Source organism: Paraburkholderia sp. GAS348 (assembly GCF_050434205.1).
Lineage (GTDB): Bacteria > Pseudomonadota > Gammaproteobacteria > Burkholderiales > Burkholderiaceae > Paraburkholderia.
Genome location: NZ_JBNPVT010000019.1, coordinates 24238 through 40954, shown reverse-complemented (window position 1 = coordinate 40954; position 16717 = coordinate 24238). Strand labels below are relative to the sequence as shown.

Sequence of the window (16717 nt, the reverse complement as noted above, 5' to 3'; positions counted from 1 at the left end):
CCCCAATTATCAAATTGGTGCATTGCGGTTATTTTTTATTGGTGCCATATCAAAAAGGTGCAAAAGAAAACGGCATGCGAAGATGCCGTTTCGGGTGCAGCGCTTTGATGCAAAACGCTTTATTGCGTCTGCGGTGTCTCGCGGACCTTGCGCGGCCGCCCACGCGGCAGCGGCGAAACCCGCCGGTTGGCGGCCCGCGCCGCCCACTCCCGATAGGTGTCGCTGCCCAAAACCCAGCCTTTCAGGGTGGCCTGCTGAAGCTGACTGGCTTCGCGTTCGTCGAGCGGCTGCTCGCACAATTCACGGTACGCACGCTGCCGCTCGAACGGCGTGTTGCCGAGCGACCAGTACAACGGGTGGTCGGTAATCAGGCTATCGAGCGTCAGGCCGATGTGGTGACGGTAGCTCGACCAGCGGTACTCCTCGGGCGCGCTCACCAGCCCGGCACGCACCGGGCTCATTTCGACGACCCGGCTCGCCAGCAGGAAGTAGCGCTCGCCTTCGATCACGGTAGCGCGGTAGCGCCCCTCCCATAAGGTGCCACGGCGCGCGTAACGCCGGTTGAAGTGCGCCACGTAGCGGCGCCCCACCGCCTGCATCGCCTTCGGCAAGCTCGACTCTTCAGTCGGCGTGACGAGCAGTTGCACAGCGCCAGGCATCAGCGCATACGCGTGGATGGACAAATGGTGATCGCGCGAAGCCGCTTTCAAACAGTCGATGAAAAGCTCGTAGTCCTGGTCGTCGACGAATGCGGGCTGCTGGTCGAGTCCACGGAGGATGACGTGCTGCGGCTGATCAGGGACATAGAGACGTGCAAGCCGTGCCATGCTGGAGTATCCAATAGTCGCGTTGGTATATACCCGAAGGTCCGAAAAGCCGCATGGGCGCTGGGTTCGGCGCGGCGCGGCTTAGCCAGAAACCGCCCGGCGCTTAGGGAGAAAGCTCTAACTGCCGCGTATGGTTTGTTTCAAACGTTGTGGTCATAATGAGCGGGCCTTTTTTGGAGGAGCACATATGAAATTAAAACAGGCCATAACGGGGATCGCGGCGCTCGCCTGCATGACGGCAGCTCACGCGCAATCGGCCGGCAGTTTTTACGCTACGACAGGGTGGTTCCATTTCGCCCCCCAAGACAGTAGCGATCCGTTGAAGGAAACAAGCGTCGGCGGGACACCCGTCAACATCTCACTGCCCGGCACGGGCGCTGGCATCGACAGCTCCGACACCATCGGCTTAAGCCTAGGCTACTTTGTCACCGATCACATCGCCGCGGAAGCTGAAATTGGCATTCCGCCGAAATTCAACCTGCTAGGCACAGGCAGCTTCGAGCAATTTGGTACGCTCGGCTCCGCGAAGCAGTGGAGTCCTGCCCTCCTGTTCAAATACTACTTCAACGACGCCACCGCGACGTTCCGACCGTATGCCGGCCTCGGTGTTACGTACGTCTGGTTCACGGACGCGAGCATCTCGAACACTGCGTTTGAACAAGGCGTACTGCATGGTCCGACCTCGGTCTCGACGGATCGTTCCTGGGCACCGGTGTTTAATCTCGGTTTCAATTATGCGTTCACCAAACACTGGTTCGCAGGACTCTCAGTCTCATACATACCGCTCAGCGTAACCGCGAAACTGACCACGAACGCGGCGACTCCGGTCGGCAACCTGACCGTGACGTCTGAGGCAAAAATCAGACTCAACCCGATCGTTACCTTCGCAAAGGTAGGTTACGTCTTCTAGTGAGGCAGGCTGTGCCTGCATGGATCGAACCGTCGCGAACAGTCCGCACCTCAGCCAAACGCCATCACACATGTGACGGCGTTTTTTGATTTTATGCCTCTGTCACCTATTTTAGTGAGTGCCGGATGCATTGTAATTTTGACCATCGGTCGACCTTTCCAGTGCAATTCCTGCCACCAGAAACCGTCCCCACCTGTACGGTGAGCTCGCCGGAACAACGCGCAGCCTTTGGCATCGAAGTTGCGTGACGCCATGTTTCCCGCATGTGTACGTGAAGACTTTTCTCACCCTCATCGACGGAGCGAACATGACAGCACTTCCGAACACACGAGACGCCCTCGGCGAATCCTGGACCGCCACCAGCCGCCGTGCGCGGCGAATCGCTCGCCATAGCCGCCACGCGGCTGAAGACATCGCAGGCGAATTGCGCACGCTGATGTCGGAGCTCGAATCCACCCTGGCGGACGGTACCCAGGCCGACGCCGTGGCCCTGCGCAGCAAACTGCGCAAACAACTCGACGTCGCGCGCGCGCGCCTGAACGACACGCGCGAAGCCATGCGGGAACGCGCCGAAGTCGCGATCGCGGACGCTGACGACTACGTGCACGAAAACCCGTGGCAGACACTTGCGATCGTCGGCGGCGTTGCGCTGATCGCGGGGGCGTTGTTCGCGTCGCGACTGCGCTAGGTGAGTGACAGCAGACGGTGACACCGGCCGCCGGCGCGGCGGCTTTGATTGCGGAAACGGGATTGCGCCGGGCGTTGGATTTCTGTGTCGGCGCTTATCGCGTAGCGACGTCGGCCGGCCGCAAGTCGATCATCAGTTGTCATTGATCACGAACAGCCGCTGATACTCCTTTACCGCATATCGATCCGTCATACCCGCGATGTAGTGGGCGATCAGGCGCGGTTGCTGCGACGCGTCCGTGGATTGATAGCTGGGTGGCAGTAGCCGCGGATCTTCCGTGAACGCGTCGAACAGGCCGGCCACCACGCGCCGCGCCTTGTTGGCCATGCGCATGACGCGATAGTGGCGGTACAGATTCTTGAATAGAAAGCGCTTGAGCGCCGCCGCCTGCGCGGCGATCGCTTCGCTATGCGCGACCAGCGGCGGTGCGGCGCGCACTGCGTCCAGCGAGACTGGCGCGTGTCTCGCAAGATTGAGCGACGTCGTATTGATCAGGTCGACGATCAGCGTATTGATAATACGGCGTACGGTCTCGTGAATCAGCCGGCGCCCTTCGATCTGCGGGAAGTCGCCACGCGCCGCCGCGTAGTGCGTCTGCCATAACTCCACCTCGGCAAGCTGCTCCACCGTGAGCAAGCCTGAGCGCAAGCCGTCGTCGACATCGTGATTGTTGTACGCGATCTCGTCAGCGAAATTGGCAATCTGCGCTTCGATGGAAGGCTGCCGCCCCTCCAGAAAACGCTCGCCTAGCGCGCCGAGCCGCCGCGCGTTCTCGCGCGAGCAGTGTTTGAGAATGCCCTCCCGCGTTTCGAAGCAAAGGTTCAGGCCATTGAACGCGCCGTAGTGCTCTTCCAGATCGTCGACCACCGCGAGGCTTTGCAGGTTGTGCTCGAAGCCGCCATGTTCGCGCATACATTCGTTCAGCGCGTCCTGGCCCGCATGGCCGAAAGGCGTATGGCCAAGGTCGTGTGCGAGCGAAATGGCTTCGACGAGGTCTTCGTTTACGCGCAGATTGCGCGCGACCGAACGGGCGATCTGCGCAACTTCCAGGCTATGGGTGAGTCGCGTGCGAAACAGGTCGCCCTCGTGATTCACGAACACCTGAGTCTTGTATTCGAGCCGGCGGAATGCCGTCGAATGAACAATGCGGTCGCGATCGCGCTGGAATTCAGTACGCGCGCTCGGTGCGGCTTCGGGATAGCGGCGGCCGCGCGATTGGGCGGAATGTGCCGCATACGGCGCGAGATGCGCTTCGAGCGCTTCCTGCGAAGGCACGCCGCTCACGGCCATGCCTGCCGGGTCATGCTTTACATCGTCGCTGCGCCTGTCAGTCACCGGATTCTCCGAAACATGGGCGGCGCCTCGTGACGCTGGTGCGTGTTGCCTTGCGCTCAAGCCCTCGCCGAGTCGGTCTAGACGGCGGCGGCCAGCGTGGCGTGCACCTCGGCGTCGGGCGCCTGGGTGATGAGCGTCTCACCGAAACGCTTCAGCAGAATGAATTTGATCGCCCCGGCTTCCGCCTTCTTGTCGACCCGCATGAGTTCGACGTAACGCGAGTCGCCGAGCGCGGGTGCCCGGGTGGGTAAATGCGCGGCAACGATCACATCGACCAGACGCTTACGCGCGGCTTCGTCGAGATAACCCATGCGCACCGAAAGGTCCGCCGCCATCACCATCCCGCAGCCGACCGCCTCGCCGTGCAGCCATTCGCCGTAGCCGAGTCCGGCTTCGATCGCATGGCCGAAGGTGTGGCCGAAGTTGAGGATCGCGCGCAGTCCGCCTTCGCGCTCGTCCTGCGCCACCACCGACGCCTTGATCTCGCACGAACGCTTGACTGCCAAGGCCAGCGCTTCCGGCTCGCAGCGATTGAGCGCCTCGATGTTCGCTTCTATCCAGTTGAAGAAACCGGCGTCGGCAATCGCGCCGGTCTTGATCACTTCGGCGACGCCCGCAGCCAATTCGCGCGCCGGCAGCGTACGCAGCGCGCCGATATCGGCGATCACAGCCTGCGGCTGGTAGAACGCGCCGATCATGTTCTTGCCGAGCGGATGGTTGATGCCGGTCTTGCCGCCCACCGACGAATCGACTTGCGACAGCAAGGTGGTCGGCACCTGAATGAACGGCACGCCGCGCATGTAGCAGGCCGCGGCAAACCCCGTCATGTCGCCGATCACGCCGCCGCCGAGAGCGATCAGCGTAGTCTTGCGATCGGCGCGCGAGCCGAGCAGCGCGTCGAAAATCAGGTTCAGCGTTTCGAGGTTCTTGTACGCTTCGCCGTCCGGCAAAACGACCGTGGACACCTGCTTGCCGAGCGGCGCGAGCGCCGCGCGCAGTGCGTCGCCGTAGAGCGGGTCGACCGTGGTGTTCGTGACGATCGTGACCGAGCTGCCGGCGATATGCGGCGCGAACAACTCAGTTTGGCCGATCAGGTCGGCACCGATATGGATGGGGTAGGCGCGCTCGCCCAGTTCGACATTGACGGTAATCATACGATCCATTATGACGCAGGATGTTTGGCGACGCCGGCCATCTCGAGCTGCATCAGAACCATGTTGACGAGTCCGTTGACCGAAGGCCGGCCGGTTTCGATCACAAAGTGCGCGCATTCCCGGTATAGCGGATCGCGTACTTCGTAGAGCGCTTCGAGGCGCGCTTTGGGGTCTTCGGTCTGCAAAAGCGGGCGATTCTTGTCGCGCCGGGTGCGCAGCCACAAATCATGCGGATTGGCGCGCAAATAGATCACCACGCCGCGATTTTGCAGCGCTTCGCGGTTTTCCGGCCGCAGCACCGCGCCGCCGCCTGTGGCCAGCACGATATTTTCGCGCCCGGTCAGCTCGGAAATTACGTGCGCTTCGCGCTCGCGAAAGCCCGCTTCGCCTTCCAGCTCGAAGATCACCGGAATGCGCGCGCCCGTGCGCGCCTCGATTTCATGATCGGAATCGAAGAACGGGCGATCGAGACGGCGCGCAATGGCCCGGCCCACGGTGGTTTTGCCTGCCCCCATGAGCCCTACGAAAAATACATTGGCGTGTGCGTCCCGCGCTTGCAACGGTGTCCTCTGGCTAATCCGGTATGGTTCGTGCCGCAGCTTACTGGCAAAGCGGCTGCCTTGTCGAGCCTGCATGCCGCCGCTAGAGAGCGGAGGCAGCATGCCCCTAATTTGTCTGAACGACGCGCGGCGTGATGAAAACTGCCAGTTCACTGCGCTGGTCCCGATGGGCCCGATGGCGAAAAAGCGCACCTAAAACGGGTATTTTGCCCAGGACCGGCACCCGCGTCACATCGTCCCGGTTGTCGGTCGCGTAAATTCCGCCGATCGACACCGTACCACCATCTTCGACTTCGACGCGCGTTTGCACGTGTTTGGTGTTGATCGCGGGCCCGGCGTCGGTCTGTTCGCCGACGCTGTCCTTGGCGACGTCCAGGTCCAGCACCACTCTGCCGTCCGGCATGATTTGCGGCTCGACCTCCAGTTTGAGCGTGGCGCGGCGAAACTGCACGCCCGACACGCCCTGCCCCACTTTCGCCTGATAGGGCAACTCGGTGCCCTGCTCGACGACCGCTTTCATCCGGTCCGCCGTCACGACCCGCGGGCTCGAGACGATTTCGCCGCGTCCTTCGGCCTCCAGCGCGCTCAGCTCGATGTTCAGGAGCCGCGTCGCCCCAGCTGCGAACAAGGTCAGCCCGGCGGTGGCGGCGTCAAAACCGGAAATCGGCCGCGCCGACAGATCGTAAACGGTGCCGTCCGTGCCGCCCGTCAAGCCTCGGGCGGTGCCGTCGGCGTTGGCGGCCGCCATGGAAAGCCGCACGCCGAGATTGCGCGAAAACCCGTGCTCGCCCTCGACGATACGCGCTTCGATCAATACCTGACGGGTCGGCCGGTCAACTGAGGCAAGCAAGGCCGTGATTTGCGCGAGGCGTCCTTCGAGATCGGTGACGAACAGCAGGTTGGTGCGCGGATCGGCAGTCGCGGCGCCGCGTTTGGACAGCACGCGCTGGTTGCCCGCGCCGGTCAGCAGGCGCCGCGCATCTTCGGCGCGCGCGTAGTGCAGTTCGAACGTGCGGCTTGCGAGCGGCTCAAGATCGGCGGCTCTCGCGTGTGCTTCGAAACGCTGCCGTTCACGCGCGGCCAGATCCGCAATCGGCGCGACCCAGATCACATTGCCGTGGCGCTCCATGGCCAGCCCGTTGACATCGAGCAAGGTATCGAACGCGGTGCGCCACGGCACCTTGTCGAGTCGTAGTGAGACGGCGCCGCGCACTCTCTCGCTCGCGACGATGTTCAGGCCGGTGAACTGGGCGAACGCGTTGAGCACCGCACCGAGTTCCGCGCGCTGGAAGTTAAGCGAGATCGGTTTGTCGTCAGCGGCGAGTTTGGCGTCTGCAGGCGCTTTCGGTGCGTCGCTCAGGCGCGCGAGCGGCGGCAGCGGCACCGGCGGCCCTTCGAGCGCCGAGGATGCGGCTATGTCGTCGCGCGCCGACGCGGCGGATTGCCGCCGTAGCGGCACTGAGCCGTCTGCATCACCGGCTGGGTCGTCGGCTGGGTCGTCGGTGCGTCTGGTTTGGGCGGTCGCCGCCATTCGCGATATACCGGGCCCATCGGCGGACTCTTCGCGGAACGGGTTGGGCACATCGGCAGCGACGCCGCGTGGCAGCGGCGGTACGTCGTATCGGGCATCGGGCGGCGCAATGGCGTCGTCGAGCGGCATGTAGGCGGGCAGCGGCGGCAGCGCTGGGGTTGAAGCGTGCGCGATGCCGGCGCTTATCGCCATCCAAACGACGAGGCGGCTGAGACGGCTGCAAAGCGGACTGCGAACCGGCCTGCCAAGTGGATCGCGAAGCAAGCTAAAAACCGCGCCTCCGCGGATTCTTGCCGACAGGCCGCGACTCACACCATGGCCAAAACACACGCGAACGCCGTAGCGCGACACTGCGACACCGACTGGCTTGATCAGCCTCATCAGGACGCCTCCGTCAGTGCCAGCGTACGCGTCGCGCCGCCGTTGGCCAGCGTGATGCTGAGCGCGTCGAGCCGCGTGACACGCTCAGCGCCGAGGTGCTGCCCGGACACGACCGTGGTCGCACCATCCGGCGTATCGAGCAAGGCGAGCCCGCGTGTACGATCGTGCAGCAAGCCGACGAGGCGCAGTTGCGAAACCTCAAGCTGCTGCTCGGCGGACGCGAGCATCTGCGGAAGCGAGAATGGGTCGAAGAACACGATGTCTTCTTCGTCGTCCGAATCGAGACTCTCGTCGGCAAACGCGTCCGCCGCAGCAGGTGAAGGTACAGGCCTCAGCGCACTGAATACATGCAGAGTTGCCCTCACCGCTAACGAAGCGGTATCGCGCTTGACCGTCACGTCGACGGGCACGATTAGCACGGGCAGATCGGACAGGCCACGCAGAAACGCCATCAGGTGGACGAAATCGGTGTGCGCGGTAAGCTGTATAGGACGCATGCTGTCAGCGCCCGAGCCGCTGGCCGCGCCCGGTTCTACCGAGAGCAACGAGACGCCATTCTGCGCCGCGAGTTCGGACACGATGCGCACATCGTCCGCGGAAGTCCATGACACAGGCAATTGCGCGCCCGGCCTGGCGGCAGCTTCCCGGCGCAGCGCGGACAATTGCGCCAGCGCGCGGCGCGCATCCGCGAGATGCCGCGAGGCCGTCTCCCATGCCGTGCGGCTCGCCTCGACCCCGCCGAGATCGGCCACAACCCAGCCATGCGCGCCAAGTCCGAACACCGCCGCGGCGATCAGCAATGCAACCACCCAACGACGCCGAGGGCTCCAGGCAGCGAGCGGCAAGCGCACACGCTTCATCCATTGGGAAAAAGAGAGCCGCGCGCTCGCCGCGCCGCCGAACTCGACAAAAGTCGTACTCATTTCGCACCTCCTGATTGTTCAGACTTCATCGGACGTTGCGCCGCCAAGCCTGACATATGGGCCGTTTTCTTTGGCGGGTCGCTCCAGCGCAGATGCGCTCCGAATTCGATCGGGCCGGTCACGCTGGCCGCCGCAACCGCCCCGCTGCGTGGCGCCGAGCGATGCAGGTCGTTCACCTCCGCGCCCTTCACGCCGCGGATCGCGCTCAAGCGCTTGAGCCACTCGGCCGACGCGATATGTCCGCGCGAGGTCGCGAGCAATTCCGTCTCGTGCTCGCGCTGGCGCAACTGCTGCAGCACCACGCCGTCACCGGGTTCAAAACTCAATGCATTCAGCAGATCGCGCAAATGCGTAAGCGGCTCGGACAAGTCCATCGCACGCGCCGCGCCTTTGCGTTGCTCGTCTTGCGCTCGCAGTAACCTAGCGTGCTCCGCGAGCGGCATGGCCAGCTGAGCGAGCGTTTGCTCGATCGACGCGCGCTCTGCATCGAGCCGCGCCTTTTCGAACGCCTGCCACCCAACTAGTGCGAGCACGGCCGCAAAACCAGCGAGCGCCGCGACGCCCCATTCGAGCAAACGCCGCCGGCGCGCGAGCCGCGCATTGCGTTGCCTGTATGGCAGCAGATTGAAGCCGCCGAGCCACGGCCGTGCGAAGTGCATGCCACGCGTAGACGCCGTAGACGCCGTAGACGCGTGCGTACCCGGGGCCGCCGAATGCAAACGGGAGCGTAGGCCGAACGTCATTCGAGCACCCCGCGCAGCGCGAGTCCGAATGCGACCGCGGCGGCAGGCTCGTGCAACAACGAATCGTGCAGTTGACGTGCGAACCCTCCAAGCGCCGCACACTCGAACGGCAGCACAGTGCAGCCCAATACGTCGGCTATATCCGCAATCGAGAAACCCACGCCATCGAGCAAATCGACCTCGCCGCTCAACAACGCGCAGTCGAGTACGGGGCCGTGGACGAGATCGCGCAACGCGTCGGCGAAATCGGCGTGCTCAGGCGCGGGGTAACGCATTTCGCCAACCAGGCAGTCGTCGACGATGCGCCAGCCGTACACACCATCTGTGCCAATCCAGAGCGCGACGTAGGGCTCGTGCGGATCGAGTTCATGGCTCGCCGCGTAGCGCATTGCGCGCAAAGCCGCATGCGGCTCGCCATCGATCGCGGTGAGCGAGATACCGGCGGTCGCCGCGCATTCGATACGCGCTTCGAGATGCTGGCGTGCGGTTGCGGCGATTGTCACCGAACGAATCGGCGAACGCGTCTCGTCGACGAACCAGTCGACAGCTAACGCATGGCGCTCCAGGCCTGCGATACGCTCAACTTCGCTCATCACCGCCGGCTCGAGTTCGGCGAGTTCATGACCGCCGTTTTCCGCGCAACCGGCGAGCGCGGCGAGCCGTGTGAGCGGCACGGTGGTTGTCAATGTAGCCGAGGCGGGCAGCGCCATCGCGCATCGCAATGCATGCGTGGCACACGCACGCGGCAAACCCGCGAATGCGTCGCGCAACGCACGCGCCACCGCATGCCGGTCGGCGATCTCCGTGCCGGCCATCGCGCCGGCGCCAAGCGGCACGGTGCTCGCGTATTCGATATGCAGCGCGGCATGTGTGGGCGAATGCCGACTCACCACGACCAGACGCACCGCCTGCGAACCCACATCGATTCCCGCAGCAAAACGCTGCGCACCCAGTCGCACACCTTGAAGCCACGAATTTTTGAACGTCATCACGCCCTCCCTCAGACTCACGCGACGAACCATTCGAACGCGAGTAACGAGGAAGAATTGTGCGTAGCCGCGCCGCCGCGCGACACTCAGCCAAATGGCTAACGTTGCGCGACGCGCGCCCTCTCCGCCGGCAAAGCGTCTACAGTGAAGTCATTCCCGCGCGGCGCGCCGATTTGTCAAGAACTGTCAGTAAGCATGCCGAAAGCTGAAATGCCAGGCAGCTATAATCGCGGGACTGTTTTTTGGTGCCCATATGCAATCCACGTCTCCTACGTCCCCGCCGCCCGCGCCGCAGAAGCGCAAGCGCCCCTTGTGGCTCAAGCTCATCCTCGGCTTTGTGGGTCTGATCGTCGCAGGCATCCTGTGCGTGCTGCTGGTGCTCGGTTATGCGCTGGTGGTCGCAACGCCGAACCTGCCGTCGCTCGACGCGCTGACCGATTACCGGCCGAAGGTGCCCTTGCGCATCTATACGGCCGACCACCTGCTGATCGGCGAATTCGGCGAAGAGCGGCGCGACATCGTCCATATTCAGGACGTGCCCGATAGCCTGAAGAAAGCCGTGCTGGCAATCGAAGACGCGCGCTTCTACGATCACGGCGGCGTCGACCTCACAGGCATCGCGCGAGCCGGCTTCGTCGCACTGACCAATGGCCACGCCACGCAAGGCGCCAGCACGATCACCATGCAGGTGGCGCGCAACTTCTTCCTGTCGAGTGAGAAGACCTACACGCGCAAGATCTACGAGATGCTGCTCGCGTACAAGATCGAGTCGAAACTGACGAAAGATCAGATTCTCGAGGTGTACATGAATCAGATCTATCTCGGTCAGCGTGCGTATGGCTTCGCGAGCGCGGCGCGGGTGTATTTCGGGAAAGACCTGAAGGACCTGACCCTGGCGGAATCCGCCATGCTGGCGGGCCTGCCGAAGGCGCCGTCGGCGTATAACCCGGTGGTCAATCCGAAGCGCGCGAAAATCCGTCAAGAGTACATCCTGCAGCGCATGTACGAATTGCACTACATCACTCAGGAACAGTATGACGAGGCAAGCAGGCAGCCGCTGGTCGTCAAGGGCGCGGGCAAGGAGTTCAGCGTGCACGCGGAATACGTCGCGGAAATGGTGCGGCAGATGATGTACGCGCAGTATCGCGAGGAGGCGTACACGCGCGGCCTGAACGTCGTGACCACCATCGACTCGGCCGATCAGGATGTCGCTTACCGGGCGCTGCGCAAGGGTCTGATGGACTACGAACGGCGCCACGGCTATCGCGGCCCGGAAGCATTCATCGATTTGCCGTCCGATGCGGACGACCGCGAACAGGCGATTGACGACGCGTTGCTCGAGCATCCCGACAACGGCGAAATCATCGCCGCTGTGGTGACGGCGGCGAGCCCGAAGCAGGTGCAGGCCACCTTCATCGACGGCAACGTCGCGACCATTCAGGGCGACGGCCTGCGCTTCGCGCAGTTCGCGCTCGGCACGCGCGCGCAGCCGAATCAACGCGTGCGGCCCGGCGCGATCATTCGCCTCGTGAAGGATGACGACGGCAACTGGTCGATTACGCAATTGCCGCAAGTGGAAGGCGCATTCGTTTCGGTGGTGCCGCAAGATGGCGCGATTCGTGCGCTGGTGGGCGGTTTCGACTTCAACAAGAACAAGTTCAACCACGTGACCCAGGCGTGGCGTCAACCGGGTTCGAGCTTCAAGCCGTTCATCTATTCGGCCTCGCTAGAAAAGGGTCTCGGACCGGCTACGGTGATCAACGATGCGCCGCTCTTTTTCAGCGCTGCGGAGACGGGCGGCCAGGCGTGGGAGCCGAAGAACTATGGCGGCGGTTTCGATGGTCCGATGACCATGCGCACCGCGCTGCAGAAATCGAAGAACCTCGTGTCGATTCGCATCCTGAACCACATCGGCACCAAGTACGCGCAGCAATACATCACGCGTTTCGGCTTCGACGCGGATCGTCACCCGGCTTATCTGCCGATGGCGCTCGGCGCGGGTCTCGTTACACCCTTGCAGATGGCAGGCGCGTTCTCGGTGTTTGCGAATGGCGGCTATCGCGTCAACCCGTATCTGATTGCTGAGGTCACTGATCAGCGCGGCATCGTCGTCGCGCACGCGCAACCGCTGGTCGCCGAGCAGAGTGCGCCGCACGCGATCGAGCCGCGCAATGCGTATGTGATGAACAGCCTGCTGCAAAGCGTCGCGCAACGTGGCACGGGCGCAAAGAGCAACGTGCTGAAGCGTACCGATCTCGGCGGCAAGACCGGCACGACCAACGATTCGCGCGATGCGTGGTTCGCCGGCTATCAGCACACGCTCACGGCGATCGCGTGGATCGGCTACGACAATCCGCGCAGTCTCGGCGATAAGGAAACCGGCGGCGGCCTTGCGTTGCCGGTGTGGATCGAATACATGGCGCGCGCGCTCAAAGGCGTGCCGGACTACAAGATGCCGATGCCCGACGGTGTGACCGAGCTCGGCTCAGAACTGTATTTCGACGACTTCACGCCGGGCCACGGGTTCGTCGCGACAGTCGGTATCAGCCAGGCGGCGCTGGATGCCGAGGCGAGCGGTTCGGCGTCGGAAGCCGCACCGGAACAGGTCGGCGAACAGGAAAAGCAGGACATCATGAATCTGTTCCGCGGGCACTAGAGACGCGCCCAAACAAGGCGGAAAAATCCGCCGGAAAATGGAAAACCGCCGCGCTCGATACGCGGCGGTTTTCGTTTGGGCGGTGCTTCGGCGGTCGTTTGAGCAGTCGATTAAGCTACGCGTCCGGCGATCGCGTCATGGGCCGCTTCAGCGATGCCCCCGAGCGCTCCTTCCCGAACCCAGTTCGGAGGCGAGCGCTTTACGCTTCAAAGTGAACCGGCTCGCCAGCCTGCTGCGTCGCGTACTCCGACAATGCGGCGAAAAACTCCGTGCCGCTGCGCGTATCGCGCCACTCGCCGTCGATGAAACGGAAGTGGAAACCGCCCGCTTTCGCCGCGATCCAGATCTCGCTCATCGGCGGCTGCAGATTGACAATGATCTTCGAACGGTTCTCGAATTCGAGGGTCAGGACATTGCCGCTGCGCTCGAGTTCGATGTCGGCTTCCGTGTCGTCGAGCGCGCGTTCGATGGCGGCTAGCGCGGCTTCCGCGCGGGTCAGGTAATCACTATCGGACATGCTAAACTCCATCGATTATTTATTCAGGGACAGTCATGCGAGTCGTATCTCGGATGCGCGCGGCGGCGCCCGGCCGCGCGATTGTAGCGGGTTTAGCCATTCTCGCAGGTTGTGCACTTGCCGGCTGCGGGCAACGGGGTTCGCTTTACTTGCCCACCGTGCCGCCTCTGCCGGCCAAGCCGATCGATCGTACGCAACCGCCGTCGCCAGATGAAGTGAAATCGGGCGCTGAAGCCGCCTCGCCGATGGGTGAGGTACCGGATACCTCTGGCGCGCCGCTCTCGTTGTCGCCGGAAAGCGAACTCGCCGCGCCGCCCGCGTCGGCCGCATCCGCTGCCGTGGCTCCGCAAGCTGCCTCCGCCGTCACTCCCGCTCAATAAGACTTTCGCATGACTCGATCCGCATTTGACTACGTCGACGGCGTGTTGCACGCCGAGGGCGTGTCCGCCGTCTCACTCGCCGAGCAGTTCGGCACGCCGCTGTACGTCTATTCGCGCGCCGCACTCACCGAAGCATGGAACGCATATGCAGGCGCTTGCGCCGGTCGCCGCGCGACCGTGCACGTCGCCGTCAAGGCCAATAGCAATCTTGCGGTGCTGAATGTATTCGCTCGCCTCGGCGCCGGCTTCGACATCGTGTCGGGCGGCGAACTGGCGCGTGTGCTGGCCGCAGGTGGCAAAGCGGAAAACACCGTGTTTTCGGGCGTCGGCAAGAATGCGGACGAGATGCGTCAGGCACTTGCCGCCGGCGTTAAATGCTTCAACGTCGAATCGATTCCCGAGCTCGACCGCCTGAATGCGGTTGCGGCGGAAATGGGCAAAAAAGCGCCCGTCTCGTTGCGTGTGAATCCGGACGTCGACGCGAAAACGCATCCGTATATTTCCACCGGCCTGAAGTCGAACAAGTTCGGCGTCGCGTTCGAAGATGCACGGGCTACCTATCAAGCCGCCGCGGCGATGACGCATCTCGACGTGGTCGGCATTGACTGCCATATCGGCTCGCAGATCACTGAAGTCGCACCGTATCTGGATGCGGTCGACAAGGTTCTGGAACTGGTCGAACAGATCGAGCAGGACGGCGTGAAGATTCGCCACATCGACGTGGGCGGTGGTCTCGGTATCACATATGACGACGAAGCCCCGCCGGAAATCGGCGACTTCGTGCGCACCGTGCTGGATCGCATCGAAGCGCGCGGTCACGGGCATCGCGAGGTGTATTTCGAACCGGGTCGTTCGCTGGTCGGCAATGCGGGTGTGCTGCTGACGCGCGTCGAATATCTGAAGCCAGGCGCGGAAAAGAACTTCGCCATCGTCGACGCGGCGATGACCGATCTCGCACGCCCTGCGATGTACGAGGCCTATCACGCGATCGAAGCTGTCGTTAAGCGCGACGTGCTCGCCCACGTGTACGACGTGGTCGGCCCGGTTTGCGAAAGCGGCGACTGGCTGGGTCGTGAGCGTCTGCTGGCGGTCGAACCGGGCGATCTGCTGGCGATTCGCTCAGCCGGCGCGTATGGCTTCGTGATGAGCTCGAACTACAACACCCGTCCGCGTGCGGCCGAGGTGATGGTTGATGGTACACAAGTGCATGTCGTTCGCGCTCGTGAAGAGGTCAAGCAGCTGTTTGCGGGCGAAGCGATCTTGCCGGCGTAAACGTCTGAGCTGGGAGCCCCTCGATAAAAAAGGCGATGCCACTGCGGCATCGCCTTTTTCCATTTGCGCGCTGGTCCTCGTGGTCAGCGTGTCTTTAACCTCCGCTCGCGCAGCCATACGAGCAAACGCCACCCCAGCAACGCGACCATGATCGCACCGTAAATCTTCGGCAAAATCAGGTCGTGCTTGCCCGCCTTCATCCACCAGAAGTGCAGGATCGCGAGCGCAGCGATCGCATAAATCGCGCGATGCAGCGTCTGCCAGCGGCGTCCGAGTTTGCGCACCATCGCGCGCGGCGACGTAACGGCCAACGCGATCAGCAGCACGAACGCCGCGAAGCCCACGGTGATGAACGGCCGCTTGCCGATGTCCTTGAGAATCGCGGCGACATCGAACCATTTGTCGAACCACAGGTAAGTGGTGAAATGCAACGTCACGTAGAAAAATGCGTAAAGGCCCAGCATCCGGCGAAAACGGGCCAATGCAGTGATACCGGTCAGTCGGCGCAACGGCGTCACCGCCAACGTGATGCAAAGAAAGACGAGCGTCCACAGACCCGTCGAGCGCGTAATGAACTCGATCGGATTTGCGCCCAATCGATCGGTCATGCCAAACAGCACGATGCGCGCGAGCGGATACCACGCGGCGATAAATACCGCGATCTTGGCCGGCACGATCCAGCGCGCGCCGCTTGCGGGCCGCTTTGCGGTGGTCGCAGCCGACGCCTGCGCTGCTCGCGGCGCTCTGCGTTCGGTTTGAGTAACAGGTTGCGTATCGGAAGCCATAGTCACGCCGCTTAAAAATTCTTCTTCAGGTCCATGCCCTGATACAACGACGCGACCTGATCGCCGTAGCCGTTGAACATCAACGTCTTGCGCTTGGGCGTGAAGAAACCATCTTCGCCGATGCGCCGCTCGGTAGCCTGGCTCCAGCGCGGGTGATCGACGTTCGGATTCACGTTCGAAAAGAAGCCGTATTCGTTTGACGCGTACGTGTTCCAGCTGGTCGGCGGCTGCTTGTCGAGGAAGCGGATCTTCACCAGCGACTTCGCGCTCTTGAAGCCGTATTTCCACGGCACCACCACGCGAATCGGCGCGCCATTCTGATTCGGCAGCACCTGGCCGTAGAGGCCCATCGTCAGCAGCGTCAGCGGATTCATCGCTTCGTCCATCCGCAGACCTTCCGTGTACGGCCAGTCGAGTACCGGCGTCGACAGGCCGGGCATTTGCGACGGGTCAGCCAGCGTGATGAATTGCACATACTTCGCATTGCCAGTCGGCTGCACACGCCTGATCAACTCCGAGAGCGGCACGCCGATCCACGGAATCACCATCGACCAGCCTTCGACACAACGCAACCGGTACACGCGCTCCTCGAGCGGCGCGAGCTTCAGCAATTCATCGATCTCGTACACCTTCGGATTCTTGATTTCGCCCTCGACGCTCACCTTCCACGGATGCGGGCGCAACGTGCCGGCGTTGTGCGCGGGATCCGCTTTGTCCGTGCCGAACTCGTAGTAGTTGTTGTACGTGGTGATGTCCTTGTACGGCGTGATCTTGTCCAGGGCGACGAACTTCGCGTTGGTCTTCGCCACAAGCTTTTGCGCCTTCGTATCCGGCGATGAATATGCTGCCAGCGCTTCTCCATTCACACCGATCAGGCCGCCGAGCGCCAATGCACCCGCAGCTTGCAAAACGCGCCGCCGGTTCTCGAAGACGCGCTGCGGCGTGATTTCGCTGCGTGCGATGTCATCGCCTATGAGTTGAATTCTGTCGCTTCGCTTGATCCACATCGTGCTGCTCCTTGCCGCCCCATCGCTTGTCTAGCTTACGGGGCCATATTGATGATCGG

The 16717-nt window shown here is 62.9% G+C and carries 16 protein-coding genes; 5 read left to right on the top strand and 11 right to left on the bottom strand.

All coding sequences use genetic code 11. The features are described from left to right. Positions 1-119 precede the first annotated feature (119 nt). Positions 120-827, bottom strand: a complete 708-nt coding sequence (locus P3T22_RS25275; protein WP_063497517.1) for a transposase — start codon at positions 825-827, stop codon at positions 120-122. A gap of 187 nt (positions 828-1014) precedes the next feature. Between P3T22_RS25275 and P3T22_RS25270 the strand changes: the two genes are divergently transcribed. Then, entirely contained in the window at positions 1015-1737 is a 723-nt protein-coding gene (locus P3T22_RS25270) for an OmpW/AlkL family protein (protein ID WP_063497518.1), read from the top strand. 307 nt (positions 1738-2044) lie between these two features. Further along, a complete protein-coding gene (locus P3T22_RS25265) occupies positions 2045-2425 on the top strand; it encodes a DUF883 family protein (RefSeq protein WP_429326483.1) in 381 nt (126 codons plus the stop codon). A gap of 132 nt (positions 2426-2557) precedes the next feature. Here the strand turns inward: P3T22_RS25265 and P3T22_RS25260 are convergent, their stop codons facing one another. The 7 genes from P3T22_RS25260 to pilM form a co-directional block, all read right to left on the bottom strand. After that, entirely contained in the window at positions 2558-3715 is a 1158-nt protein-coding gene (locus tag P3T22_RS25260; RefSeq protein WP_429326521.1) for a deoxyguanosinetriphosphate triphosphohydrolase, read from the bottom strand. A 122-nt stretch (positions 3716-3837) separates the two neighbouring features. Beyond that, the gene (gene aroB, locus P3T22_RS25255; RefSeq protein WP_181448385.1) at positions 3838-4923 is read right to left on the bottom strand and encodes a 3-dehydroquinate synthase; all 1086 of its coding nucleotides are present in this window, start codon (positions 4921-4923) and stop codon (positions 3838-3840) included. Beyond that, on the bottom strand, positions 4923-5474 hold the full coding sequence (locus P3T22_RS25250) for a shikimate kinase (protein WP_063497520.1): 552 nt from the start codon (positions 5472-5474) through the stop codon (positions 4923-4925). The genes aroB and P3T22_RS25250 overlap by 1 nt, the downstream gene beginning before the upstream one ends. Before the next feature lie 106 nt (positions 5475-5580). Beyond that, positions 5581-7197 (bottom strand): type IV pilus secretin PilQ, encoded by a 1617-nt coding sequence (gene pilQ, locus P3T22_RS25245; RefSeq protein WP_063498108.1) that lies wholly within the window; start codon positions 7195-7197, stop codon positions 5581-5583. A 188-nt stretch (positions 7198-7385) separates the two neighbouring features. Further along, positions 7386-8309 carry a hypothetical protein gene (locus P3T22_RS25240; protein WP_063497521.1) on the bottom strand — a complete coding sequence of 308 codons (924 nt, stop codon included), beginning with the start codon at positions 8307-8309 and terminating at the stop codon, positions 7386-7388. Next, entirely contained in the window at positions 8306-8968 is a 663-nt protein-coding gene (locus P3T22_RS25235) for a fimbrial assembly protein (protein WP_236720862.1), read from the bottom strand. Before P3T22_RS25235 ends, P3T22_RS25240 begins: the two co-directional genes overlap by 4 nt. A gap of 80 nt (positions 8969-9048) precedes the next feature. Continuing rightward, positions 9049-10041 carry a type IV pilus biogenesis protein PilM gene (pilM, locus tag P3T22_RS25230; protein WP_063497523.1) on the bottom strand — a complete coding sequence of 331 codons (993 nt, stop codon included), beginning with the start codon at positions 10039-10041 and terminating at the stop codon, positions 9049-9051. 253 nt (positions 10042-10294) lie between these two features. Between pilM and P3T22_RS25225 the strand changes: the two genes are divergently transcribed. Continuing rightward, positions 10295-12697, top strand: a complete 2403-nt coding sequence (locus P3T22_RS25225) for a penicillin-binding protein 1A (RefSeq protein ID WP_429326482.1) — start codon at positions 10295-10297, stop codon at positions 12695-12697. A gap of 199 nt (positions 12698-12896) precedes the next feature. Here P3T22_RS25225 and cyaY read toward each other — a convergent pair whose 3' ends face one another. Further along, on the bottom strand, positions 12897-13214 hold the full coding sequence (gene cyaY / locus P3T22_RS25220) for an iron donor protein CyaY (protein ID WP_063497525.1): 318 nt from the start codon (positions 13212-13214) through the stop codon (positions 12897-12899). A 35-nt stretch (positions 13215-13249) separates the two neighbouring features. On the opposite strand from cyaY, the gene lptM reads away from it, so the two are divergent. After that, complete coding sequence (lptM, locus tag P3T22_RS25215) at positions 13250-13594, top strand: LPS translocon maturation chaperone LptM (protein ID WP_063497526.1); 345 nt, start codon at positions 13250-13252, stop codon at positions 13592-13594. Positions 13595-13603: 9 nt separating this feature from the next. Next, complete coding sequence (gene lysA / locus P3T22_RS25210; protein ID WP_429326481.1) at positions 13604-14866, top strand: diaminopimelate decarboxylase; 1263 nt, start codon at positions 13604-13606, stop codon at positions 14864-14866. An 83-nt stretch (positions 14867-14949) separates the two neighbouring features. Here the strand turns inward: lysA and msrQ are convergent, their stop codons facing one another. Together msrQ and msrP are read right to left on the bottom strand one after the other, a co-directional pair. Further along, the gene (msrQ, locus tag P3T22_RS25205) at positions 14950-15651 is read right to left on the bottom strand and encodes a protein-methionine-sulfoxide reductase heme-binding subunit MsrQ (RefSeq protein WP_181448386.1); all 702 of its coding nucleotides are present in this window, start codon (positions 15649-15651) and stop codon (positions 14950-14952) included. Between the two features lie 11 nt (positions 15652-15662). Next, the gene (msrP, locus tag P3T22_RS25200) at positions 15663-16658 is read right to left on the bottom strand and encodes a protein-methionine-sulfoxide reductase catalytic subunit MsrP (protein WP_063497529.1); all 996 of its coding nucleotides are present in this window, start codon (positions 16656-16658) and stop codon (positions 15663-15665) included. Positions 16659-16717 lie beyond the last annotated feature (59 nt).